The organism is Telluribacter sp. (assembly GCF_035998675.1).
Lineage (GTDB): Bacteria > Bacteroidota > Bacteroidia > Cytophagales > Spirosomataceae > Telluribacter.
In genome coordinates this window covers 33,758-57,068 of record NZ_DASYHI010000006.1, presented here as the reverse complement: position 1 = coordinate 57,068, position 23,311 = coordinate 33,758, and the positions used below count along the sequence as shown (strand labels likewise).

At 52.3% G+C, this 23,311-nt stretch carries 20 protein-coding genes; 5 read left to right on the top strand and 15 right to left on the bottom strand.

All coding sequences use genetic code 11. The annotated features are described in order from the left end of the window. Positions 1–58: 58 nt before the first annotated feature. Together VGN67_RS01890 and VGN67_RS01885 are read right to left on the bottom strand one after the other, a co-directional pair. Entirely contained in the window at positions 59–1,276 is a 1,218-nt protein-coding gene (locus VGN67_RS01890; protein ID WP_327485068.1) for a cation:proton antiporter, read from the bottom strand. A 190-nt stretch (positions 1,277–1,466) separates the two neighbouring features. Next, complete coding sequence (locus VGN67_RS01885; protein WP_327485067.1) at positions 1,467–2,018, bottom strand: YcxB family protein; 552 nt, start codon at positions 2,016–2,018, stop codon at positions 1,467–1,469. A 278-nt stretch (positions 2,019–2,296) separates the two neighbouring features. On the opposite strand from VGN67_RS01885, the gene VGN67_RS01880 reads away from it, so the two are divergent. Beyond that, a complete protein-coding gene (locus VGN67_RS01880) occupies positions 2,297–4,366 on the top strand; it encodes a BatA domain-containing protein (protein ID WP_327485066.1) in 2,070 nt (689 codons plus the stop codon). A 79-nt stretch (positions 4,367–4,445) separates the two neighbouring features. Here VGN67_RS01880 and VGN67_RS01875 read toward each other — a convergent pair whose 3' ends face one another. Both VGN67_RS01875 and VGN67_RS01870 read right to left on the bottom strand, forming a co-directional pair. Continuing rightward, the gene (locus VGN67_RS01875) at positions 4,446–5,540 is read right to left on the bottom strand and encodes a family 20 glycosylhydrolase (protein WP_327485065.1); all 1,095 of its coding nucleotides are present in this window, start codon (positions 5,538–5,540) and stop codon (positions 4,446–4,448) included. A gap of 33 nt (positions 5,541–5,573) precedes the next feature. Beyond that, positions 5,574–6,485, bottom strand: a complete 912-nt coding sequence (locus VGN67_RS01870; protein ID WP_327485064.1) for a DUF1080 domain-containing protein — start codon at positions 6,483–6,485, stop codon at positions 5,574–5,576. A gap of 292 nt (positions 6,486–6,777) precedes the next feature. Between VGN67_RS01870 and VGN67_RS01865 the strand changes: the two genes are divergently transcribed. From VGN67_RS01865 to VGN67_RS01855, 3 genes are all read left to right on the top strand, one after another. After that, the gene (locus VGN67_RS01865) at positions 6,778–7,008 is read left to right on the top strand and encodes a hypothetical protein (protein ID WP_327485063.1); all 231 of its coding nucleotides are present in this window, start codon (positions 6,778–6,780) and stop codon (positions 7,006–7,008) included. Positions 7,009–7,049: 41 nt separating this feature from the next. After that, positions 7,050–7,532 (top strand): hypothetical protein, encoded by a 483-nt coding sequence (locus VGN67_RS01860; RefSeq protein WP_327485062.1) that lies wholly within the window; start codon positions 7,050–7,052, stop codon positions 7,530–7,532. A 157-nt stretch (positions 7,533–7,689) separates the two neighbouring features. Then, positions 7,690–8,433 carry a class I SAM-dependent methyltransferase gene (locus tag VGN67_RS01855; RefSeq protein WP_327485061.1) on the top strand — a complete coding sequence of 248 codons (744 nt, stop codon included), beginning with the start codon at positions 7,690–7,692 and terminating at the stop codon, positions 8,431–8,433. A gap of 84 nt (positions 8,434–8,517) precedes the next feature. Here VGN67_RS01855 and VGN67_RS01850 read toward each other — a convergent pair whose 3' ends face one another. The 8 genes from VGN67_RS01850 to argS all read right to left on the bottom strand — a co-directional run bounded on the left by VGN67_RS01850 (position 8,518) and on the right by argS (position 19,424). Beyond that, positions 8,518–9,738, bottom strand: a complete 1,221-nt coding sequence (locus VGN67_RS01850) for an ATPase (RefSeq protein WP_327485060.1) — start codon at positions 9,736–9,738, stop codon at positions 8,518–8,520. A gap of 116 nt (positions 9,739–9,854) precedes the next feature. Beyond that, a complete protein-coding gene (locus tag VGN67_RS01845) occupies positions 9,855–11,246 on the bottom strand; it encodes a leucyl aminopeptidase (RefSeq protein ID WP_327485059.1) in 1,392 nt (463 codons plus the stop codon). Positions 11,247–11,370: 124 nt separating this feature from the next. Continuing rightward, a complete protein-coding gene (locus VGN67_RS01840) occupies positions 11,371–12,378 on the bottom strand; it encodes an NAD(P)H-dependent glycerol-3-phosphate dehydrogenase (RefSeq protein WP_327485058.1) in 1,008 nt (335 codons plus the stop codon). Between the two features lie 342 nt (positions 12,379–12,720). Then, a complete protein-coding gene (locus VGN67_RS01835) occupies positions 12,721–14,127 on the bottom strand; it encodes an efflux RND transporter periplasmic adaptor subunit (RefSeq protein WP_327485057.1) in 1,407 nt (468 codons plus the stop codon). Positions 14,128–14,224: 97 nt separating this feature from the next. Then, positions 14,225–15,751 carry a TolC family protein gene (locus tag VGN67_RS01830; protein WP_327485056.1) on the bottom strand — a complete coding sequence of 509 codons (1,527 nt, stop codon included), beginning with the start codon at positions 15,749–15,751 and terminating at the stop codon, positions 14,225–14,227. Positions 15,752–16,028: 277 nt separating this feature from the next. After that, positions 16,029–16,925, bottom strand: a complete 897-nt coding sequence (locus tag VGN67_RS01825; RefSeq protein ID WP_327485055.1) for a 1,4-dihydroxy-2-naphthoate polyprenyltransferase — start codon at positions 16,923–16,925, stop codon at positions 16,029–16,031. Between the two features lie 48 nt (positions 16,926–16,973). Beyond that, on the bottom strand, positions 16,974–17,480 hold the full coding sequence (locus tag VGN67_RS01820) for a glutathione peroxidase (protein WP_327485054.1): 507 nt from the start codon (positions 17,478–17,480) through the stop codon (positions 16,974–16,976). A 165-nt stretch (positions 17,481–17,645) separates the two neighbouring features. Next, the gene (gene argS / locus VGN67_RS01815) at positions 17,646–19,424 is read right to left on the bottom strand and encodes an arginine--tRNA ligase (RefSeq protein WP_327485093.1); all 1,779 of its coding nucleotides are present in this window, start codon (positions 19,422–19,424) and stop codon (positions 17,646–17,648) included. Positions 19,425–19,651: 227 nt separating this feature from the next. On the opposite strand from argS, the gene VGN67_RS01810 reads away from it, so the two are divergent. Then, positions 19,652–21,229, top strand: coding sequence for a hypothetical protein (locus VGN67_RS01810; RefSeq protein ID WP_327485053.1), 1,578 nt, complete (start codon positions 19,652–19,654; stop codon positions 21,227–21,229). On the opposite strand, the gene VGN67_RS01805 is transcribed toward VGN67_RS01810, so the two are convergent. Genes VGN67_RS01805 through pyrR form a run of 3 tightly spaced genes read right to left on the bottom strand, consistent with a single transcriptional unit; the run spans position 21,198 to position 23,167 of the window. Continuing rightward, on the bottom strand, positions 21,198–21,425 hold the full coding sequence (locus tag VGN67_RS01805) for a DUF2905 domain-containing protein (RefSeq protein WP_327485052.1): 228 nt from the start codon (positions 21,423–21,425) through the stop codon (positions 21,198–21,200). The genes VGN67_RS01810 and VGN67_RS01805 overlap by 32 nt on opposite strands. 53 nt (positions 21,426–21,478) lie before the next feature. Continuing rightward, positions 21,479–22,612 (bottom strand): hypothetical protein, encoded by a 1,134-nt coding sequence (locus tag VGN67_RS01800; protein WP_327485051.1) that lies wholly within the window; start codon positions 22,610–22,612, stop codon positions 21,479–21,481. Between the two features lie 15 nt (positions 22,613–22,627). Next, positions 22,628–23,167, bottom strand: a complete 540-nt coding sequence (pyrR, locus tag VGN67_RS01795) for a bifunctional pyr operon transcriptional regulator/uracil phosphoribosyltransferase PyrR (protein ID WP_327485050.1) — start codon at positions 23,165–23,167, stop codon at positions 22,628–22,630. Between the last annotated feature and the right edge of the window lie 144 nt (positions 23,168–23,311).

Here is a 23,311-nt window from a genome sequence, read left to right as displayed (position 1 = left end):
GGCAGGAGGTGCAGAAAGTTTAAAACCGGAACTATTGGTTCTGGAAAAGGCGCCTGGTTCAGCCGGTGGTTTTGCTATAGTAAAATTTAGCGAAAAGGTAGCCCGTAAGGCCATGTACTACGGTAGAACCAAATATGACCAGGCTACCCAGTACCCACACGATATGCAGGCCAATGACTTCCAGGGTATGTACAGAATAAAACAATGCCGCCACCCCAATGGGCCCGAACCAGCCAATGAAGGCAATATCGGCAAAGGTGAGTTTTTTTAGAAAGGGCTTTAACGCGAACAGAACCGGCAAGCGCCTGAATAGTAGTATACCGGCTACCAGCGTTACCGCCTTCCAACCCAGCGCCAGCCATTCGTGCCAGGGCAGGATCAGGCCAAACAGGACAAAAATGGGAATGGTAAAAATGCGCTCCATGGCCTCCTGAATTTCTTCCTGCTCAATATCTTCATCGGTGTCCAGCACATGGTTGGCAACGTACCCGGCGGCAAAAACGCCAAGAATCCCGTTGCAGTGCATTATCTCAAGGGCACCCAATACAAAAAACCCCAGTGAAAGTGAGAACGCCAACAGGGAGGTTTCTTCCATCCAACCCGCCGCCTTGGCCTTCACCAGGGCTTTGGACGCCGCAAAACCTATAAGTAATCCAAACAGTAATCCTCCGCCGGTTTCCCAGAGTATGGATTTCAGCAACCAGTCGGTCCAGACCTCGCCGGGTTGCTGGATGAACAGCAGGGGTAACAGCACCAGCGGGTAAGCCATTCCGTCGTTGGCTCCCGATTCAAACGAAATAGCGTGTCGAACGCGTTCGGGAAGAAGCCTGCGGGCGGTTTCACCCGAAACAATCGTGGAGGCAACTACCGGGTCGGTGGGCGTGATAATGGCCCCAATGAGCAGGCACAGCAGCCAGTCGAGCTCAAAGATAAAGTGTACGATAACCGTTGAAATACCGCACATGGCCAGCATACCGCCCAGCACCAGCACGGATTGCAACGATTTATTAGCCATTAAATAGCCTTTTGGTACCCGAAAGGCCGTAGCCATTAAAGCCATGCTGATAGTAAGCTGACTGGCCACTACCATAATTCTTTCAAATGGTCCCCACTTTGTCATATCAATAACCCCAAATACCTGTGGGCTTAGTAGTATTCCCGCCGCCATGGCCACCATAGGTTCACTGATAATCGACTTCTTCAGTTTCTTGAATAGTAGTCCCAGTGATAGGAGTAGGAAACTAAAGCAGGTAAGTGCAATGGGGAAATCTTTCATACTGGTGTATTTAGGCCCAAACACTACTTTCCCCCTGTACCGCTGGGATTGACCCGAAGCCAGAGTACAAGATACTATACGTAAGGAGTACCCTTTAAAAATTATGCCGCGGGTGCAGCGGGCCGTCGGGCGGGGCCATAAAAACAAAACCCGGCTCGGGGCCGGGTTTTGCGGAAGAATGTGGTGTCGTTTAGTCTTTCAGGAATTCTTTTTGTTTCAGAATTCGCTCCATCACTTTCAGGTCATGCTCGGTGTTAAAAATGTTGTAAGGCAGGTACAAAAACTGACCGCGCGATATGACCAGCACAAATGCGTCTTTGTCCTTATATACCTCCTGAATCTGGTCCCATTTCATAACGCCGCCTTCTTTCTGGTTCATCTTCATCAGAATCTGGCGGTTGTCAATCTCATACTGGTACTTTTCAAAAAGTGGCTTGTACTGCGCCAGCTGGGTGATACCCGTAAACTGAATAACCCAGAAAAGCAGGTACAGCACCACGCCAACAATAATAGTCACGTAAATCCAGATGTTGGGGTACACGCCGGTAATACCCAGGATAGCATTGACCAGGATTAAAGCCAGGGGTACAAATACCCACTTCCACTGCGTCTTGATAAAATGCCGCATGGCCAGGCTGATGTACTTCTTGGTGTCAAGGGCGTATTTTTTGGTTTTAACAGCCGCCGGATTGGACGGCATCTGGTACATAGGTTGGTGTTTATTTACCGGTACTTTGGCCATAATCTTAGTTATAATAAATTTTAAAAAGTGTCGCTCAAACCCTGCCTTGGCTCAAAAGGCTTCCCGCTCCAGGGTAGTTCCTGATTCTTCGGTACAAAATGACTGCAAAGTTAGGAAAAAGCCGCCGACTTAGCCGAAACACTCCTTAAATAAAAGTGGTTTAGGTAGTTTGGCGTACTTTGTGACTTTGGTATATCGTTAGTACTCGTAGACCCGGAAGATAATCGAGACGGACACCCCCATTTCTTCAGGGTTCGCAAATAAACCTAACCATCCGAATGAGTTTTCTTTTCCCGTCTTTTCTTTGGGGCATGCTGGCGGTGTCGGTACCCATTGCTATTCATTTCTTCAATTTTCGTCGTACCAAGCGCGTCTATTTTACCAATGTCGCCTTCCTGAAAGCCGTCGAAACCCAGACAAGCTCGTTCCGGAAGCTGAAGCACTGGCTGATTCTGATGGCCCGGGTACTGGCTGTTGCCTGTCTGGTGCTGGCTTTTGCGCAGCCTTTCCTGCCCAGCCAGAGCAATGTCGGCGTGGATCGCCGGGGCGTTACCAGCCTGTATCTCGACAACTCGTACAGCATGCAGAACGAGCTGAACAACAAAAGGTACCTCGATATAGCCACCGGACGGCTGAGTGACCTGATGGGCGTATTCAAGAACGCTACCTCCATGCAGCTGGTTACTAACGATTTTTCGGCCCAGGAGCAGGGATTAAGCCCGTCTGATAAAATCCGGGATCGCCTGACCACCATTGGCCTGTCCCATACCCCCCGTACCCTGACCGACGTGTACCGCCGCCAGGAAAACCTGATGGCCCAGCACCGAAACGCCGGCCAAAACCAGCTTTTCTGGGTGTCAGATTTTCAGAAAAGTACCGTGGGTGAATTGTCCAAACTAGCCATTGACTCCACCAACCGGTTGTTTATAGTACCCGTACAGGCTGCCCCCGAGAAAAACGTATTTGTAGATTCGGTTTGGCTTAATACGCCGTTTATCCGGGAGCTTCAGAATAATATCCTGTTTGTAAAAGTAAGTAACTCGGGTACCGAAGCCGCCAAAAATATGGTGGTAAAACTCTACCTGGACAATACCCAGACCTCAACCGCTTCGGTAAACGTACCGGCCAACGGCTCGGCCACAGCCCGGTTCAATTTCAGCCTGAAAGGCCGGGGCTACAAGCAGGGCCGTATTTCCTTTGACGATTTTCCGGTGACGTTTGACAACGACCACTACTTTGTTCTGAACGCTTCCCCGGTCATCCGGATTGTCCACCTGTACGGGCAGCGGAGCGGGGGCAATTACATCGAAAACGTATACCAGAACGACAGCCTGTTCCGGACCCAGAGTTTCAGCGTACAAAATGTTGACGTAGGCCAGCTCCGCACCGCCGACCTGGTGGTGCTGGAAGGCATGGAGCAGCCATCGGGCTCGCTGCGCACCGCCCTGGAAGACTTTGTTAGAAAGGGGGGTACTATGGCCGTTTTTCCACCGAGCAACCCCGATGGAGGTACCTACGGGAGCTTCCTGGGGAATTTGGGTGTCCGCAGCGTGGTAGCCCGGGGTGAGGCCAGCCCGCAACCGGTACCCCTGAGCCCACCCAACCGCGATACCCCCTTCTTCAGCGATGTTTTTGAAGAGTCGGTGCGGCAGGAAACTAACCTTAATCTGCCTTCGGCCGCAACTACCTGGCAGTGGAGCGGGGGCGGTAATGTACTGCTGGCACTGCGCAGCGGGCAGCCCTACCTGTCTCAGTCTACCGCGGGCCAGGGCCAACTGTATCTGTTTGGCGCTCCGCTGGGAGCGTCTTACGGCAATGTAGCCCAGCACGCGCTGTTTGTGCCGGTTATGTACAAGTTGGCTGCCACCAGCGTGCGTGCGCAACGGACGGCCTATTCATTTGACGAAAATACCATTGCGCTCTCGGTCAACAATCCGGCTCCCAACGCTATTTATAAACTTCGCCGGAACAAAGCCGAAATCATACCAATACAGAGGCTCAACGGGAACCAACTGGTACTTGAGCTACCGAAGAGTAACCAGCTCAGCAGCGACCAGGCCGTTGACGCCGGTTACTACGAGCTGGTGCGGGACGATAAAGTGGAGCAACTGCTGGCGCTTAACCACGACAACAGCGAGTCAAAGCTCGACTACTACAGTCCCGACGAACTGCGGGCGGCATTTGCCGGACAGAAAAATGTACAGGTATTTGACAAAATTGAGGACTCGGCCTTTGCGCGGGAGTTTGAACAGCAGAATGTAGGTACCAGCCTCTGGAAGTACTTCCTGTACGCAGCCCTGGCGTTTCTGCTCATTGAAATTGCGCTTATCCGGACCATGAAGGGGTAGGCAGGTATTTGCCTTGAGTTGGCTAAACTCCGTTTTTTACCCGAAAAGCAGGTCTTTTTTGGATCTAACGGAAATGGAGCTATTTGCTGGTGTTCATAACCTGAAATAGTTGTACAAAGCTGTCGACCGGCCCTTTCTGGCGTTCGTCGGTTGTTTTGGTACCATAGTAAACATCCATGAAGTTACCCGCTCCCGACCATACCGTCTGCATCAGGCCGAGGTAGCGGGAAGCCAGCGTCGGGTTGGCCGTTGCCTTGAAATCCTTGAAAGCCTCGTACTGGGCCGTGGCCACAGCTGGTTTATTCCAGGGGCAGGTAATCACTTCAAACCCTTTCATGACCAGGTAAGCGGCCGTGGGTTCGGCGCGGTCATAGTGCCAGTCACAGATTACCACATCTTTAGGTATCAAATCTACGGCCCGGTGGGTATTGTTCATACTTGCTTCCCACATACCAAGGCCGGTAGCCTTGCCATCCAGCAGGCGGTCGCCCCATATCCACAACCGACGGCCCTTTTGAGCCAGATGATTCCGGATTTTAGTAATTTCTCCGGCAAAAAGCTCGGCTTTATCCCGGCCCCCGCAGCGGGGACATTTGTCATCGCCAATGTAAAACACTTCGTCCATACCGGCGTGAAACGCCTTCGCCTCAAAAGCGTCCATGATTTCATCTACCAAATCAAATACTACCGCGTGTACCTCCGGGTGCAGGGGGCAGTAGCTTTTGCAGTACAGTCCGTCCGGATTGGGCCATGCGTACTTGGCGGGCATTGTTACGTGGGGCGTTTCGTCAAACTGAGGGTATACCCGCAGCAGGTTGTTGGTAGTACCCGCCCAGGACTGGTGCCCGAGCAGGTTTATCTGGGGAATCAGGTTAATGCTGTACCTCTTACAAAGCTGGGCCATCTGCTTCACCTGCGCTTCCGACAGCGCGTTGGCGTCCCGTAACTCGGGGCGCGACTTGAACTGGTAGTTGTAGTCGACCCGAAGTACCAGTGTATTGACGCCCCGTGGTGCCAGTTCCTTTTCAATAAATGTCAGGAAGCGGGCGTGTTCGGCCGGGGTAGGAGCAGCAATGCAAAAGCCGCGTACCGTAGGCAGGCTGTCGGGCGTAGTACTTTGGGCCATCAGCAGTTGACTACTCAGGAGCAGGAAGAAGGCCAGTAAAGATTTCATAGCTGAATTAGTATATAGTCAGGTACGTTCGGGTTATTTTTTGCCGTACACGCAGAGCGAATTATCCGGTTTCTGGTAGTAGGACTTAAAGTTGGAAGCCTTCGGGTCCATGCAGCCTTTGAGGTCCAGGAGCTCTATGTTGCGGAAATGAATCGGGTGGCTTTCGGCCTGTAGGGCTATGTACCCTTCGCCCAGTAGGGTATTCTGCCGTTGCATCCAGTAATCGCCGTTGTCGATGTGGGCAGTTTTCCAGTCGTAATCTTTACTGACAAAACCTCCCCCCACCATGGGGCGCGTAAAAGTAAGCGCGGTATCGCCTTCAATGATATGGTGAATAACCGAGTCGCCCAGTACGACCGCCTCTACCTGTACCCACTGGTCGCCGTGGAAGGTTTTGGACTTGGAGTTAATGCAGTGATTCAGGTTGAGCTTTCCGTCGACGTGGGCAATAGTACCGGGAGTACACAGGTTACCGGTATGTCTTTCGCCGCCCCCCAGTCCACCGAGTAACTGTAACTCAAGGGAAACCGGAAAGTCCTGCCCGATGGAGTTACTTTGCGCCGACTGGGAGTGCAGCATGACGCCGCTGTTTCGGACGTTCCAGGAAGCGCCACCCGCCAGTTGATTCCCGACAAAGCGGTACTGAAAGCGCAGGATGTAGTGTGAATACGGCTTGTTGTAGTACAAATGCCCAAATTTCTCGTTGAAGCGTTCGTACTGGTCATACTCAATTTTCAGCATTCCGTCTTCCACGCGGAAGGTGTTTTTGTAGTTGTCGTTCAGGGGCTGACCCGCAATCTTGATGTCCCAGCCCGTCAGGTCTTTTCCGTTGAATAGTGAAGTCCATTCTTTCTTTTCGGAAGCCTTCTGTGCCAGCAGAGGTTGTCCCCAGGTCAGGATTATCGTGCTGATTATCAGAAGGTATAATTTCTTTGAGGATAGCATAGTAGTAGTTTTTGAAAGATATACTTCCTGACAAAGCCACGAACACCCGGATTATAACCATGGGGCCGGCAACAGCCGACCGGCGCCGGTAAAAACAACAAGTACCTGGTACTCGGAAGCGATGAATCTTCCATTCAATTTTTAGAAAGTAACGAATGAGGCTTCCGGTTACATAAAGGCTCTGACTATAAGCGAATTAAAATTTAATTAAATCTAATTTACAACTAAAAATAGTTACTAAGACTCATTACATTTGAATCGCGATTTAACTCGTTTGACCCTCCTCTATTTCATGATGCGCACACAAAATAAACTAAGAAGCGCTTTCGAGGGCTTCGGCTTTGCCTTCATCGGCTGCATGTCCAGCTGGTACGTGGTTGGCCTGGTTCTTTCCCTGTTTTTTGCTACTCTAAAGGCGGTTCAGTTCCTTTGGTTTGGCGGCATTGCCGGTCTGGTAATCGGGGCTCTGATTTTCTTTATGGTCCTTACCATGTATAATTCCGATGGAACGGTAGAATACTGAAACTGACGTATATTTGTGATGTACCATCACCAATAGCGACCATGCCGGTTAAGTACCTGACTTCCCTACTTGTTTCATTGCTGATTTCGGCCCTGGTACTCCCGGCCTGCCGGCAGGCTGCGGATAGTCCGCAGGAGGCCAGGGACCGGCTTCTGTCCGCCCCGGACTGGGTACTTAGCGAGATTTACGTCAATGACGCCCTCAGCTTTAAGGACGGAAAAATGATAGAAAGCTTTGGCAACGTTACTTTTGGCCGGCACATGGAAACGGTACAGTTCAGGAAAGACGGCATTTTTGTGGGAAATTTTAAAGGCGAATCCGAGCCTATGCTGCTCCGTTGGCGCATTGATTCCGCCAGCGGAACCATTCAGGTAGGTGCGGCGGACGCCACCGCCACCGCTGGCGAATGGACCATAGCTCCGGTTGGCGTTTTTAAAGATTCCTTCGAAATGAAAACCCAGAGTACCGCATACGACTACCCGCAGGTAACCCGCATTACGCTTAAATTCAATAAAGCAGACTAATTTTTTAGGGTTGGAAAAACATAACTAGTACCTGAATGGCAGGTACCCGTTGTGTTTTTTTTGTGCAGGTATCTTATTGAAGAATAATAATTTAAAAGAAAATAGTATCTTTCTGCCTCAACGCCTGCTCTTTTCCACCTTACACCACTTCCACTCCATGGACGCCAACTCCTACGACCGAATTGCCCAGGAATACCGTGATTCCAAGCAACTTGATTTCCGTAAACAAATTGAAGAGTACACCCTTTTTAAGTTAGCCGGTGACCTGACGGGCTTGCGGGTACTTGACCTCGCCTGCGGGGAAGGGATTTACTCGCGAAAATTAAAGCTTAAAGGTGCTAAGGAGGTAGTGGGGGTCGATTTATCCGCCGAAATGATTGCTCTGGCCGATGACTCAGAACGGGCCGAGCCACTCGGGTGCCGGTACCTGGTACATGATGTACTTGACCTGGATTTGGGGGAACAGTATGATGTGGTAGTCGGGATGTACCTGCTTAACTACGCCCGCTCCCGGGAAGAGCTGAATCAGTTTTGCCAGGTAGTATATACCCACCTGAAACCCGGCGGCCGGTACATTGGCTTCAACGACAATCCCATGAACTCGCCCCTGTTTTATGGTACCTACCGCAAGTACGGTTTTGTAAAGGAAACGCCCAAGGAGCGGAAAGAAGGCGATTTTATCAAGTACCGTATGTTCAATCCCGACGGTACTGAATTTAGTTTTGACAATTTCTTTTTGCCCGCGCCTACCTACGCGGAGGCATTCGCCGCGGCCGGTTTGCGTGACTTTCAATGGGAGGGGCCCTTTCTGAATCCGCAGGAATCCCTGCCTGAGAAGCAGTCGTACTGGACGGAGTTTATGAACCAGCCGCCCATGATTGGGTTTTCAGCCCGCCGGTAGGGGTGGAGTGCTTTCCTAACGCTACACAACTTTAAAGTACCTCTCCCCGGTCCTGTACAAGAAATAACGGTACTCCGGGAAAATCTAATGCGTAGGCCGCTCGGGTGCAGGAGCGGAGGCATGGTACTCGTTTTGGATAATCTGTGAATAATTGTCCAGTAACTCCATGACCCGTTCCCGGCTTTTTGAATGGACTACACAGCCAACGTGGTGCTCTTCCTGCATGGTCCAAACTACTTCGGGGGCGCTGAAAGGCGTCAGGTCGGGCCACTGCTGACGGGCCAGCGAAATAATAATACCCGAATACTCATTACGGGTTGGGGCCAGCTTGTACCGGTCGCTTTCTCCCCGGGCTACGGCGGTTTCCATTTTGGCCCACTCGCACCAGAGGTTCACGCCCGAAGCGGCTTCCACCATATCAGACAAGTGCGCGCCGCCCACCCGCGAAGAAGTTTCAAGGAAATAATACTGGCCGTCTTCGTGGCAGCGGATTACCTCCGTATGCGAAGCGCTGTGCTGCATGCCAAAGGCTTTGAGTACATCTACCGTAATAGTTTCCAGGGCCCGCGACTCTGAGGTATTGAAAGGTACCGTAACGGAGCGGAATATACCACCGCCGTGGGCTACGTCGTAAGGGGGCGCAATGTACTGGCTCGACCAGATAAAAATAACCCGGCCGTTCATCGAAAGCGAGTCGACGTGGTATACCTCCCCGGGCTTGTACTGCTCCACCAGGTACTCGTGGCGGCGGTCACCCAGGCTGTGAATGACGTCCCAGAGTTCCTCGGTGGTGTGCAGTTTTTTTATACCCGTTGCCGAAGCTTCCGAGCGGGGCTTTATCATCCAGGGGCCCGGCGTACGCTCGGTAAACTGGTGAATGGCCTGATCGTTGAACAGCGACGAAAATGCCGGTACGCGTATACCCGCTTCGGCGGCTTTGGCCCGCATGGCCAGCTTATCACGAAAGTAGCGCGCGGTGGTCTGGCCCATACCCGGTATCCGGAAATGTTCCCGCAGTAAGGCCGCCTTTTCAACATCAAAGTCATCCAGGGCAACGATCCGGTCCACGGGCCGGGTACGCATCATATAGGCCAGGCCCTTTATAACGTCCGGCAGGTTATAACTACCATCCGAGTCTTCTTCCATGTAAAAGAAATCATCGATGTAGTCACGTACCCAGGGTTTTTCCTGCAACTTCTTGTTCGTCAGCAGGTATACCGTATTACCGGCTTCCTTACAGGCTTTCAAAAAATCATTGCCTTTAAAAAAAGTGGAAATACAAAGGAAAGCGAGTGGGCGGGGCATGGATTAAGTTCAGTTTAGGATTTTAAATTGTCGTTTTATCAAATCTAACGAAAATCGCTTGTTTGTCAAGACAACAGCAGAAAGAAAAACAGGAGCGGGCCAGGCTGTTTCATGGCTTACATATTTTCGAGAAACTGCCGCAGCAGCCGCACCCCATAAGCGGTACCCGCCCGATTGGGGGTGAATTCGGGGTCGCCAAAGGCGGTTCCGGCTATGTCCAGGTGGGCCCAGGCCGGGTGCTCGTCGGTAAATACTTCCAGAAATTTGGCGGCTACAATGGCGCCGGCGAGTGGCTTGCCGTGGAAGTTACGTACATCAGCAATATCCGATTGCACCTCGTCCTGGTACTCTTCCCACAGGGGCAGTCGCCACAGTTTTTCTCCGGTCGTTTCTGCCGCTCCGCTCAGTTGGGTAGCCAGTTGGTCGTTGGAAGTAAAAAGCCCGGCGGCGTGGTACCCCAGGGTTTGTACTACGCTGCCGGTTAGCGTGGCCAGGTCAATAAGTACATCGGGTTTGTATTGGCGAACGGCGTAGCTGAGGCCATCGGCCAGGATCAGCCTCCCCTCGGCGTCGGTATCAATGACTTCGATGGTTTTGCCGGCGTAGGAATCAATCACATCGCCCGGTTTGGTACTGGCCCCATCTATGCAGTTTTCGGTCGAAGGAATAATTCCCAGTACCCGTACCGGCAGCTTGAGCCGGGCGGCCAGTTCAACCGCGCCCAGTACGGCCGCCGCTCCGCCCATGTCACTCTTCATCAGGTGCATGTTGGTGGAAGGCTTTATAGAAACCCCACCCGTATCGAAGGTAACACCCTTTCCCACCAGGGCTACGGTTTTTTCATATTTTTCGGGTATATAATCCGTCAGGATCATGACCGGCGGCTCCGGACTTCCCTTGCTTACCGACAGCAGCGCCTGCATGCCCATGGCCTGCAGGGCATCCTCTTCCAGAATAGTTACGCGGTAGCCGTGTTCCCGGCCCGACTCAAGCGCCCACTCGGCCAGTACCCGGGGGGGCTTGCGGTTACCGGGGGCATTCATCAGGTCCATCACCCGCATCTGCACCTGAGCGGTCGCCTGGGCTTTTTGCACCCTTTTTTCTGCATCGGCCGGAGCGTCTCTGGTCAGCACGCCCAACTCGCCTTTGTCGCTGAAAAAGGTACTTAGGGGTTTGGGTTCAGATTTATATAATTGAAGCGAATAGCCTCCCAGCAGCGCACCGTTTACCGCGGCTTCCAGCCAGTCGGCGGGCTGGTTGCGCAGGTCGAGTACTACCTGGCCGGGCCAGCGGTCTTTGCGTTTGTGAAAAAGCAGCCGGGTGGCTTTCAGAACGGTAGTGGCGGTGGGGTTTTTGCCCAGTCCCAGCCAGAGTTCTTTTTCGGTGGGCCACCAGGTTTCGTTTTTGTCGCCCTTAAAGTGCGGATGGTCGGCAGGTACCAGTTCTTTATCAAAAAACGTAACAACGAGCTGTGAGTCCGCGCTCTCCCGGACTAAGATACTTGGCATAGCAGGTAGAAATGGTAAAAGTGGTACCGGAGTAGCCGCAAGCTGACCAGCTCCGAATTAGTAATTCTGTTTGCGGTTCTTTTGTTTCGGGTTCAGCCTTTTTCCTTTCGCGTTGACCGCTACCTTACTTTAAGTACTTCTTCAGGGCTTCCATTTCCTGGGCCGGGGCGGCGCGCTGGTACAGGATTCGGTACACGGCTTCGGTTATCGGCATGTCGACCCCGTGGTTTTTGTTCATGCTATGAATACTGTTGGCCGCGTAGTAGCCTTCGGCAATCATTTTCATTTCCAGCTGAGCCGCCTTTACACTGTAGCCCCGGCCAATCATATTGCCGAAAAGGCGGTTGCGGCTAAACTGCGAGTAGGCCGTTACGAGCAGGTCGCCCAGGTAGGCCGACGAGCTCAGGTCCCGCTCCCGAGGGTCTACGGCCGTCACAAAACGGCGGATTTCCTGCATGGCATTGGCTACCATGACCGCCTGAAAGTTGTCGCCGTACCCGATTCCGTGGGTAATACCGCAGGCCAGCGCTACGATATTCTTCATGACGGCGGCATACTCTACCCCGTACAGGTCGGTGAGGGGGTTGGCGGTTACGAAGCGGCAGGTTATGAGCCGCGCGAAGTCTTCGGCGCAGCTTTGGCCGGTGGAAGCAATGGTCAGGTAGGATTGCTTCTCCAGCGCTACTTCCTCTGCGTGGCAGGGACCGGCAATAACACAGATATCGTCCAAAGGTACTTCAAATACCCGCTCTACCCAGTCAGTCACGAGTTGATTACAGTCGGGTACCATGCCCTTAATAGCCGACACCAGCCGCTTGCCCCGGAGGTGCTCGGAAGTAAGCTCCTGCATGGGTTCCTGTACAAAAGCGGCCGGAATGGCCAGAATCACATAGTCAGCGCCCTTTACGGCGTCGCGGAGCTTTTCGCAAACTTTTACTTTTTTGGGGGAGAGGTATACATCGCTCAGGTAGCTGGGGTTATGGTGGTAGGTGCGGATATGGGCTATGTCTTCCGCACTGCGCAGCCACCAGCGTATCTGCACCTGGGGTTGTTCACATAATATCTTGACCAGGGCCGTAGCCCAGCTTCCGCCACCAACGACGGCAATTTTTTCAGGGGATGAAGTGCTCATAGGTACTTGTCCTGGTGAATGGAAAGGTAAAGTACCCAGCTGGTTTTTATCTTACCCATTTCAAACGGTATACGCGGTTTGCTGTTGCTTTGGGGTTAAATCTACCAAAACTTACCAGAAAAGTAGCGAATCAGGTCCGGAGCCAGCGGAATTTAGGCAAGAAACCACACCCAGGAGCAGGGTAGTACCCGTAGGGAACAGACAGGTACTTTGGGAGTAAAAAAAGGAGAGTAGTGGGGGAGAGCCGGAGGCCAGAAGAAAAATCCTCGCGGCAAGTGCCACGAGGATTTCCATCTTCTTAACCTAAACTAAATCGAATTATACAGTTACAACGCTCTACTTTTAGTTTTCATTGGATACTTTCTGGTCTTTTTTCTCCTCCGGTTTCTTTTTCTCTACTAAATCGCCGTCTTTGAGGCGTTTAGAGACCAAAGAGAAGGGGCCTGATACCACTTGCTCACCGGCCTGAATTCCCGAAACCACCTCAATGTTTTCAAAATCACTTATTCCGGTTGTAACCTCACGCCGCTGCGCCTTTCCATCTTTCATGACGAACACCACTTCCTTAACCGGTACTGCTTTGGTGAGCGCCGCTTGATTTTGCTGGTTGTTAGCCGCCTGCGGCCTTTCTTCTTCGGTCGGGGTTACGGCGGTGGTGTCGCGGGTTGTAACGGCGGCAATGGGTACCGAAAGCACGTTGGATTTTCGTTCGGTAATAACGTCAACGGAGGCGGTCATGCCTGGTTTGAAAGGGTACGTCTTTTTGCCCCGGCTCCCCATCAGGTCGCGGAAAGATTCGTTCAAGATTTTAATTTTTACCTCAAACTCCGTTACGGCATCGGCCGATGTGGAGGTAGCAGCCCCCGAAGCGGCTAGTCCGCTGGCCGTATTGGCAATTTCGGTCACGATTCCCCTGAATTTACGGTCGATGGAGCTGTAGGCGTCCACGTCTATTTCGGCGGTGTCGCCCAGGGCAACCCGGACAATATCGTTCTCATTTACATTCACCCTTACCTCCATATTATTAAGGTTGGCGATGCGCATCAGCTCGGTACCGGCCATCTGGGTAGTACCTACTACCCGTTCTCCCACTTCCACGTTGAGCAGCGATATAATGCCGCTTACGGGGGCGAAAATGGTCGTTTTCCGGAGGTTTTCGGCGGCATCTCTCAGTCCGGCTTCGGCGCTGCGAATATTGAACTGGGCCGCCTGTACGTTGGCTTTGGCGGCTTCTATTTCCTGCTGGGCAACCTCGTAGTTGGCCCGAATCTGCTCAAAGTCGGCGGCTGATACCACCTTGTCTTCAAAGAGCTTCCGGTTACGGTCAAAGTCGGCTTTGGCCCGGATGAGGCGGGCCTCGGTCTGGGCCTGCTGGGCCCGGGCCTGCTCGTAGCTAGCCTTGCTTGAATTGACCGAGGCCTGCGCCCGCGCCAGCAATGATTCGTAGTTGTCCGGGCGAATCTTGAGCAGAAGCTGACCTTTCACGACCGAATCCCCTTCTTCCACGTACAAGCCGATTATTTCACCGGATACGTCCGGACTGAGCTTGACTTCTACTTCCGGTTGTACGCGGCCGGAGGCGCTGACCCGCTCAATAATATCGGCTTGTTTGACGGTTGAAAGCTCCACCTCCAGGGGCTTGGTCTGTCCAATCCAGCCTACCTGCTTGGCTACGACCAGCCCGGTGACCAGTACCAGCATGATTCCACCCACAATCCACCATATACGATTTGAAGATTTACGAGCCATAATTTTACAAGTTAAAAAGATAAAGGTGGGAGCGCCGAAGCAGCCCGCAATTGGTAAAAGTTGTTAAAAGAAAAGTAGTCTGTAATGCGCGGCCCCGTTATTCGGTCAGGGGGCGGTTCATGTAGAAATCCAGAATTTTAGTACGAAACACATAATCGTACTTGGTCTGGACCAGGTTGGCTCTGGAACGGTCCAGGTTGGCCTTGGCAATGTTGTATTCAGCCGAGTTAATGGCACCCACGCCAAACCGGCTTTCGGCCACCCGGAACGCTTCCGCCTGGGCCTGTACCTGATTGAGCGTAGCCACGTACCGCTTGGCGGAGTTGGACATGTCGATGTACGCCTGCTCCACATTCTGACGAATCTGCAGCAACACAATTTGTCCCTGGTACTCGGTATTCATCTGCTGGATACGTGCGTTTGAAATCTGGTACCTGGTCTGGTAATTGGTAAATATGGGTACCCGCAGACTAAAGTTAAAGGAAGCGTTGCGGTTAAAGTCTAACTGGTCAAAGTACCCAAACTGACGAACGGCCCCGTTGGGAATGGTCACGACATCAACGACCGGTACCCGTATTCCATTGGTCATGATAAAGCGAGAGGCGGAAGGTACTTCCATGGTACGGCTACCGCTACCGTCAGCCACAAAACGCTCGCGGGGGGCGGCGCTGGAGTAGGCAGTATTCACACCACCGTTCAATAGCAGCGTAGGGAGCCGGGCACCCCGGGCTACTTCTACGGCCTGAGCGGCGGCCGCCGTGCGCAACTTTGCCGCCTGCATCTGGGGCAGGTTCTGGATGGCCGTTTCAAAAATCTCCTGAACCGTGGCGTCGTAGGCCCGCAGGCTGGGGTCCCCCACGTTCATGGGCTCCACCCTGATTTCCTGGTTGCCCGGCAGGTTCATCACTTGCTTGAGCGAGAGTTGGGCCGACTCCAGGTTGTTCTGGGCATTTACCAGCGACAGTTCGTCGTTGGCCTGTTGCGCTCTCAGGTCAAACAAAGCACTTTCGGCCAGGGAGCCGGCCTGTACCAGTCGCTGGCTACGCTCCAGCTGGAGCCGGGTAGCTTCTACCTGCTGGCGAGCTACTTCTATGAGCTCCTGGTTGCTAAGTACCTGTAGGTACCCCAGGGCCACATTCAGCATGACATCGTTGCGGGTGGCCGCCAGGTCTTTCTGGCTGGCCTGTAATGTAAGACTATTCTGCTTGATAGTGTTCTGCGTTTGAAAGCCGCCGAACAGCACCACGCTGCTGCCCAACTGGTAGTTGTTAAAGGCGATGTTCTGCTGAACAAACTGGTTGGTAAAAGGGTCAACGTTACGGCCCAGGCTAAAGCCCTGCGAGGCCGAAAAACTCAGACTCGGCCAGCGCTGCCACTTCGACTGCTCGTAAATGTTTCCGTTCGACTGTACCTGAAGCTCGGCCTGTTTGAGCTGGGGATTGTTTCGCAGCGCAATACCAATGCTTTCTTCCAGATCCAGGGGTTCGTCCAGATTAACCGTTGCGTTGGGTTGATCCTGAAGGGTTACTCGTCCCTGCGCATTGGCAACGACAAAGCTGGCTGTTACCAGTAACAGCATACCCATTATTTTCCGAAAGTAAATCATGTATTTATTCATTTTCATAGTATCAATATTACGGTATCCGGCGTAAACCGTCCATCCGTTTGGGACGGGCGGTTAAATACCTTGTAAAAGCGGGGCATATGACTGATTAGGGAAGAGCTTAATTAAAGTACCATGCAACTAAGCGCTGAAGTACAGGTACTTCAACCAGAGCAAGTTGAAAAAGCAACAAAGTAAGTCTTTCGCTTGTACTAATATAAAGGAAGTCTGGATGGAGATGATGGTGTTTATTTCTCATAAAAATAAAAATCAGTTGGAGAAATTCGGCGGAGTGCTATTACACCACCACCACCCCAATCCCGAACAGCACCACGAACAAGAGCGTAGAGAGGGCCATTTGTTTGAGGTAGGGGTCCAGTTCGCTGGCCTTGCTGAGACGCGATACGGCCAGGCCGTTGCGGATAAATAGCGGGAAGCTGAGCAGGAACAGGAGTTGGGTAAAATGCGTGTAGTTGAGGAGGGTATACATCAGAATACAACCCATACCCAGCGTCAGGATGGCCCAGTGATAGCGCACGGCGCGGTCGCGTCCCAGCCGGACCGGAATGGAATTCTTACCCGTAGCCCGGTCCGATTCAATATCCCTGATATTATTAATATTCAAAACCGCCACCGCGAACAGCCCGCAGCTGGTAGCGGGCAGAAACAGGTTCCAGTTCCAAACCAGCGTGTGCAGGTAGTAGCTACCCAGTACCCCCACCCAACCAAAGAAGATAAGGACCGACAGGTCGCCCAGCCCGACGTAGCCGTAAGGACGCTTACCGGCGGTGTAGGTAATAGCCGCCGCGATGCAGGCCAGTCCCATCCCCAGAAAAACCCAGAACGTATTGGCGGGTGCATTCTGTAAAGCGAAATACAGCAGGCTTAAACCCGTCAGCAGCGACAGCGCAGAAAATATAATAATGGCACGTAGCATAGCACCGGCGGTAATCTGGCCCGCCTGCACCGCCCGGCGCGGTCCCTGCCGCAGGTCAGTGTCCTTGCCGTTGACAGCGTCGCCGTAGTCGTTGGCAAAGTTAGAAAGTACCTGCAGAAAAATAGTTGTGAGCGCACTCAGCAGCGCCACCGGCCAGCTGAATAACCCGTGACCGGCGGCCAGAAAGCTACCCATCAGGATGCACGAAAGTGCCAGGGGCAACGTACGCGGACGGGCCGCATGAATCCAGGAGTTCATTTCAGAGGCTATATGCTTTAGGCTGTAGGCAGTAAGCTTTTAAAGGTACTATAATCCTACTGCTTTTTTAAACTCAGGGTCGGTGGGCTTCACGGCGGAGGCGAAGAAGTGCGTGAGCTGGCCTTTTTCGTTAACGACGTACTTACAGAAGTTCCAGCTGGGAGCCTTGTCGTTCCAGCCGTTCAGGCTTTTGGTCGACAGCCACTTGTACAGCGGATGCTGGTCACTGCCCGCCACGCTTATTTTGTCAAAAAGCTGAAAGGTTACCCCGTAGTTTTTCTGGCAGAAGGTAGCTATTTCCTGCTCACTGCCCGGTTCCTGTCCGCCGAAGTTGTTGGCCGGAAAACCCAGTACTACTATATTCTTGCCGTACTTTTCGTGGAATGCCTGCCAGTCGGCGTATTGGGGCGTAAAACCACATTCGGAAGCGACATTAATAAGGACTACTTTCTTGCCCTTGTACTTACTAAAGTCAATAATATCTTCTCCAATCAGGGTAGCCATTTTGAAGTCATATAGGGTAGCGGGAGCTTCTACGGTATGCTGGGGTCTCAATTTTATTTCCTTTTTATTAGCAAAAAATCCTGAAATCAGGGAAAACAACATAATGATAACTGATTTAACAAACTGCATCGTTGGCAAAGGGATTAAGGGTGTTTTTTATTCGGTACTTCCAGACACAGACTGGAGAAAAGCAGCTACTAATAAGCTGACAACTACTTACATTTTTTCCGGTACTTCTATGCCCAATAACCCCATGGCATGACGGATTGTTTCGGCTACGGCGGCCGACAAAGCTACCCGTAACTGCACCGCCTGGGGATCGGGATCGGCAAAGATGGACAACTCGGCGTAAAACTGATTGTAAACCTTGGCCAGTTCAAAAGCATAGAGCGAAATAATAGAGGGGGCAAACTCTTCCCCGGCCGCTTTTACCCGTGCGGGGTACAGCGACAGGTAGAAGATAACCTCCTGCTCGGCCGGGTGTACTGCCGCGTAGTCGGCAGGTACCTGAGCCTGGATACCTGACTGCTCGGCTTTGCGCAGAATAGAACGGACCCGGGCGTAGGTGTACTGGATAAACGGTCCGGTATGTCCCTGAAAATCAATGGATTCTTCGGGGTTAAAGAGCATCCGTTTTTTAGGGTCCACTTTCAGCAGGTAGTACTTAAGGGCCCCCAGGGCCAGCGTGTGGTACAGTTGCCGGGCCTCTTCGCCGTTAAAATCCTCGATTTTACCCAGTTCACGGGTGCGGTTTTCGGCGGTTTCGTACATTTCCCGGATCAGGTCGTCGGCGTCCACCACGGTACCTTCGCGTGACTTCATTTTGCCGGTGGGCAGGTCTACCATGCCGTAGCTGAGGTGGTAGCAGCCTTCGGCGTAGCTGCGGCCAAGTCGTTTCAGAATGGCAAAAAGTACGTTGAAGTGGTAGTCCTGCTCGTTGCCAACTACCCATATATAGCGGTCGTTGTGGAAGTCCTGGTACTTTAATTCGGTAGTACCCAGGTCCTGGGTAATGTACACCGAGGTACCATCACCGCGCAGCACGAGCTTCTGGTCGAGTCCTTCTTCGGTCAGGTCAATCCATACCGAGCCGTCTTCTTTTTTATAAAAAACGCCCTGCTTTAAGCCCTCATCAATAATATCCTTTCCCAGCAGGTAGGTGTCTGACTCGTAGTAGGTCTTGTCGAAATGGACCCCTATTTTGTCGTAAGTCTGGTTAAAGCCTTCGTACACCCAGCCGTTCATTTTCCGCCATAACGCTACGGTTTCGGCATCGCCCTGTTCCCATTTGAGCAGCAACTGGTGGGCTTCCAGTATCCAGGGGGCTTTTTTGGCCGCTTCCTCCTCGCCCATGCCCTGCGCTACCAGCTCATTGATCTGCCGCTTGTACTCCCGGTCAAATTCTACGTAGTACTTACCCGCCAGATGGTCGCCTTTCAGGCCGGCCGTTTCGGGCGTTTCGTGGCCGCCTAACTCGCGGTAGGCCAGCATGGACTTACAGATATGCACGCCCCGGTCGTTGACCAGGCAGGTTTTGACTACTTCGTAGCCGTTGGCCGCCAGAATACGGGCCACCGAACTACCCAGAAAGTTGTTGCGAAGGTGACCCAGGTGCAGCGGCTTGTTGGTATTGGGCGACGAAAACTCCACCATCACCGACTGCCCGTTGGCCGGAAAGGTACCAAAAGCCGGGTCGGTACTTATCTTTTGTAAGAGGTCCAACCAGGTACTATTGCTGAGGCTGATGTTCAGAAAGCCCTGAACCACATTATAACTACTGACCACGGAGGAGTTCCCGGTGAGGTAGGTACCTATAGTTTCTCCAATCTCGACGGGAGAGCGGCGGAGCGGCTTGGTCAAGGGAAACGTAACAAATGTATAGAAGCCTTCGAATTCTTTTTTGGTAGGTTGTAGTATTATTTCCTCCACGGAGGTCTGAAAACATTCCTGAATAGCCTGACGGATGTTGTTTTTCAGCGTAGCTTCAATAGTCATGTTGTTTTTATTGAAATAAGGAAGATTCATGCTCCCGGGAACATGATGTTGCATTTATATGCGTTATACTGCTGCACAGCGTTTCAAGATACAAAAGTAGGCTAAAAATAAGTCTGTGCCGAACCCAATGCTAACCTTATTCAGGAATTTGGGTTTAGGAGTCAGTGAGATTTTGTATATTTCGGTAGAAGAATAGATTCCGCTGAAAATTCTGTTCAGGCATTCCTATGAAAATAATTAACATTCGGACGATAGGGCTTTGGATTGTGCTGCCGGTTTTACTCCTTTCGTACCAGAAAGCCCTGGCGCAGCTGGAACAAGCCCAGCGCCTGGAAATATCCATTGCCAATACCCTGGAAGAGCAGCATGAGGTGTTTTCGTTAGGGGAAAAAGGAGCCCTGGTGGTGATTCGCCGCAACGAGTTTGCGCATACCCGCAATGAACACTGGGTTTTTGCCAAGTACGATACCGACCTGAAACCCGTCTGGTCGCGGGAATATAGCCTGGACTACCGCTACATACCCGTCATGGCCTACCAGAGCCAGTACTACGCCTACTGGCTGTTTGCCGAACCCGATACCGATCACTACATGTTTCTGCAGCTGGACCTGGAAAGGGGCGAGCTGGACTTTCACCGGGGCGACCTGCTGGCTAACGTGGATGTACACCAGTTTAAAGTTCTGGGTAGTAAAGCCCTGATAGCAGGTTACTACCGCAACCGCCCGGTGGTGCTGGTTCATTCGTTCTTTGACCGTACTACCCGCGTACTACCGGGCCTGTACGAGCGCAACATGGAGATCAACAATATAGATATCAACGAGCAGGACGGTATTATCAATGTCATTACCTACGCGTTCCGGAAGGGTAACTGCCAGTTTTCCATCCATACCTATAACTATGACGGAAAGCTGCTTAAAAACACAACATTGAGCGATTCGCGTAACAGCCTGATTTCCGGGCAGATTGTGCCGCTTAACGACGATAATTCGTACCTGATTGGCAACTATTCTATAGGTTGTACGCCTTTCTCCCAGGGGCTTTACATTACCCATATCCGGGACAACGAACCCGAAGAACCGCAGTTTATTGAGTTTTCGGAGTTACAGAATTTCTTCAACTACATGAAACCCAAGCGAAAACAGCGCATGCTGGACCGCCTCGGTAAGCGTAAGTCGATGGGCAAGGAAAACCGCTTCCGGTACCGCCTGCTGGTACATAACCTGATCCAGACGGAAGACGAAATAGTGCTGGTGGCCGAAGTATACTATCCTAACTACAAGTCATCGAGCCCCCCCATGATCAACGGCCTGAGCCGCCAGTACTCCCAGTCGCTGGACGGCTACCGTTATACCCACGCTATCGTGTGTGGATTTGACCGCAACGGCCGGTACAAATGGGATAACAGCTTCGCCATCAAGAACCTGGTAAGTTTTGAACTGCAGGAAATGGTACAGCTAACCCGGGTTGATGACTATTTTGTGCTGGCTTACCCCCAGGAGGGCAGCATCCATACTGAGGTAATCCGGCGGGAAAAGGTAGTGGTGGAAAGTGAAAAATTTGATCTTGAACCCAGTTCTGACAACGAAAAGGTACTTTATAACGATAACGCCAGCCTGGCGGCCTGGTACGACAAGTACTTCCTGGCCTACGGTGTGCAGAAGTTGGGCAACGAAAAGGCAACCACGGTAGCTACGCCGCGGGAGGTATTTTATATTAATAAGCTGGCGTATAAGACCGAAGACATTGGCAAAGCCAAAACAACCGGGGAGGCATCTACCCAAAAAACTTCCGGATCAAAACGATGATCAGGTTCAGCAGCAGGCTGAACAGCAACATGGTAGCCAACGGAAAATAAAACCGAAATCCCTCGCGTTCCACCCGAATGTCGCCGGGCAGGCGGCCGATCCAATTCAGCTTGTCGTGGAAGAAATAAAACAGCACGCCCACCACTGCAATCAGCAGCCCGATAATAATCAGAAATTTGCCCGTATTAGGTGACATTTAGATATAGGTAGTTGGGGTGGTAGTACTCTTGCAAAAACTACCGCTGGTCGTTAACGGTTTTGCTCCGCTACCCAATTTTTACCGAAATCCTCCATCTGCTGATCCGTGAAGCCATAAATACTCTTCAGTCTGGTTACTACCTGCGTGAGTTTAGGAAGTTCAGTCGCCGTACTGGTCAGCAGCCGGTAGGGCGTCGGAGAGCCGGTGGGCGGAAAGTTCAGCAGCGTAAGGAGTTCGTTCAGCTGGTTTTCCTGTAGGCGCAGGTTGGGTACGGTCCTGAATCCATTCAGTAATCCGATGTTTTCATTGTAAAGGTGCAGCGCCTCCGCCCGGGTATTTTCATCCGGATTGGGTACACTCAGCAGGCTCTGAATCCGGAGGCTGTTGTAGATAACAGTCGCGGCATGGACCCGTTCCCAGGTATTCAGTATATCCGCAAAAGCTTTGTTTCTTTCGGTTTGGTAGTCGGCACCGGCTTCGTAGGCTGCCTGTAGGGTCAGGAAGTGGTTTTTTAGCTGGTTGTACAGGCCGTTGCCATCATTTTTGTCCCGTTCGGCGGCGTAGGCGGCCACGGCCCGGTCGGGGGCTTGGTGTTTGACCGCGTTACTACTGTTTGTAAAAGTTGGGCCAGCTCCATACAGCGCCAGCAGCTGGTCGGCGGTGGCCGGGTTGTTCAGGTTGGGGTTTTGGGTATAAAGCCTTAATCCATAATTGTACAGGGCCGCGCCCAGCAGTCCTTTGCCAATAATTTGCTCAGGCTCCACGCCGTTAGCATCGAACAGGTACCTGCCATATACCCCGCCGGTACCACCGTTGGGTACTCCAGGTGTATATACCTTGCCGGAGGCATCGGCCAGCCTGCGCAGGTAGTTGTCTCCCCCCTGCAGAAGGTTTATGTAGTATTCGGTGGCGTAGTTTTTGAGCGCAGGACTACTGATAGTAAAGGCCAGCGTCAGGTCCCTTACGCCTACTTCCTTGCCGGTACGCCCCTGCCGCGCCAGTAGCACCAGCTTTTCCAGGTTTGAAATCAGGGCCAGTTCCTGGGCCGCGTTGGACCGGAACTGCGTGCCGTTGTAGGTAGCAGGTACCGTCAGTGCCGGGCGCGACTCCTGTTTTTCACAAGCTGTCGCCAGCACCAGCCAGCCTAGCAGCCAGATACCCTTTATTCTGTTATTTCCTTTCATAAAGCCCACGTTAAATTAATCTACCAACCAGATTCGGTCCGCATCGAATCCCTGTTCGCTCCATTCCACCTGAACGCGCTGTGTATCCAGGGTGTTTACCCGCATACCCACGTAGTCGGGTTCTATGGGCAGGTCGCGGTTGTACCGGCGGTCAATCAGGACCAGCAGCTCCACGCGCTGCGGGCGGCCAAAGGCCGTCATGGCGTCCAGAGCGGCCCGTACCATTCGGCCCGTAGCCACTACATCGTCAATAAGTATTACATTTTTATTTTCCAGCAGGAAAGGTACCTGGGTTTTGCTGGGTACCAGGGGCGCTTCGCGCCGACGAAAATCATCACGGTAAAAGGTGGCGTCCAGGTACCCCAGCGGGATGATTTGCCCCATTCGCTGGCTGAGTTCTTTTACAATACGTTCGGCAAAAAAAATGCCCCGGGGTTGCAGGCCCATCACCACCGAATCCGAAAAGTCCTGGTGGCTTTCGATGAGTTGCTGGCACAACCGGCTGGTCATTATTTCCAGCAGCGGGCTACTTAATATGAGTCGTTTCTGGGTCATTGGTATAATTCCCGAAATTTGAGGGTTTCAACTATCAACTATTGGCGGTGTACCTGCCAATCCAGGGCCCCTGCTGCCACCCAAAACAACGGGAGGAGGGGAGATACTTTAATTAAAAATGCCCGGTTGTAAGGCCGGGCCGGG

What these genes read in the sequence shown, in the direction of transcription:
- VGN67_RS01890 (WP_327485068.1), bottom strand. Translation starts at nt 1,276, where the DNA reads ATGAAAGATTTCCCCATTGCACTTACCTGCTTTAGTTTCCTACTCCTA.
- VGN67_RS01885 (WP_327485067.1), bottom strand. Translation starts at nt 2,018, where the DNA reads ATGGCCAAAGTACCGGTAAATAAACACCAACCTATGTACCAGATGCCG.
- VGN67_RS01880 (WP_327485066.1), top strand. Translation starts at nt 2,297, where the DNA reads ATGAGTTTTCTTTTCCCGTCTTTTCTTTGGGGCATGCTGGCGGTGTCG.
- VGN67_RS01875 (WP_327485065.1), bottom strand. Translation starts at nt 5,540, where the DNA reads ATGAAATCTTTACTGGCCTTCTTCCTGCTCCTGAGTAGTCAACTGCTG.
- VGN67_RS01870 (WP_327485064.1), bottom strand. Translation starts at nt 6,485, where the DNA reads ATGCTATCCTCAAAGAAATTATACCTTCTGATAATCAGCACGATAATC.
- VGN67_RS01865 (WP_327485063.1), top strand. Translation starts at nt 6,778, where the DNA reads ATGATGCGCACACAAAATAAACTAAGAAGCGCTTTCGAGGGCTTCGGC.
- VGN67_RS01860 (WP_327485062.1), top strand. Translation starts at nt 7,050, where the DNA reads ATGCCGGTTAAGTACCTGACTTCCCTACTTGTTTCATTGCTGATTTCG.
- VGN67_RS01855 (WP_327485061.1), top strand. Translation starts at nt 7,690, where the DNA reads ATGGACGCCAACTCCTACGACCGAATTGCCCAGGAATACCGTGATTCC.
- VGN67_RS01850 (WP_327485060.1), bottom strand. Translation starts at nt 9,738, where the DNA reads ATGCCCCGCCCACTCGCTTTCCTTTGTATTTCCACTTTTTTTAAAGGC.
- VGN67_RS01845 (WP_327485059.1), bottom strand. Translation starts at nt 11,246, where the DNA reads ATGCCAAGTATCTTAGTCCGGGAGAGCGCGGACTCACAGCTCGTTGTT.
- VGN67_RS01840 (WP_327485058.1), bottom strand. Translation starts at nt 12,378, where the DNA reads ATGAGCACTTCATCCCCTGAAAAAATTGCCGTCGTTGGTGGCGGAAGC.
- VGN67_RS01835 (WP_327485057.1), bottom strand. Translation starts at nt 14,127, where the DNA reads ATGGCTCGTAAATCTTCAAATCGTATATGGTGGATTGTGGGTGGAATC.
- VGN67_RS01830 (WP_327485056.1), bottom strand. Translation starts at nt 15,751, where the DNA reads ATGAAAATGAATAAATACATGATTTACTTTCGGAAAATAATGGGTATG.
- VGN67_RS01825 (WP_327485055.1), bottom strand. Translation starts at nt 16,925, where the DNA reads ATGAACTCCTGGATTCATGCGGCCCGTCCGCGTACGTTGCCCCTGGCA.
- argS (WP_327485093.1), bottom strand. Translation starts at nt 19,424, where the DNA reads ATGACTATTGAAGCTACGCTGAAAAACAACATCCGTCAGGCTATTCAG.
- VGN67_RS01810 (WP_327485053.1), top strand. Translation starts at nt 19,652, where the DNA reads ATGAAAATAATTAACATTCGGACGATAGGGCTTTGGATTGTGCTGCCG.
- VGN67_RS01805 (WP_327485052.1), bottom strand. Translation starts at nt 21,425, where the DNA reads ATGTCACCTAATACGGGCAAATTTCTGATTATTATCGGGCTGCTGATT.
- VGN67_RS01800 (WP_327485051.1), bottom strand. Translation starts at nt 22,612, where the DNA reads ATGAAAGGAAATAACAGAATAAAGGGTATCTGGCTGCTAGGCTGGCTG.
- pyrR (WP_327485050.1), bottom strand. Translation starts at nt 23,167, where the DNA reads ATGACCCAGAAACGACTCATATTAAGTAGCCCGCTGCTGGAAATAATG.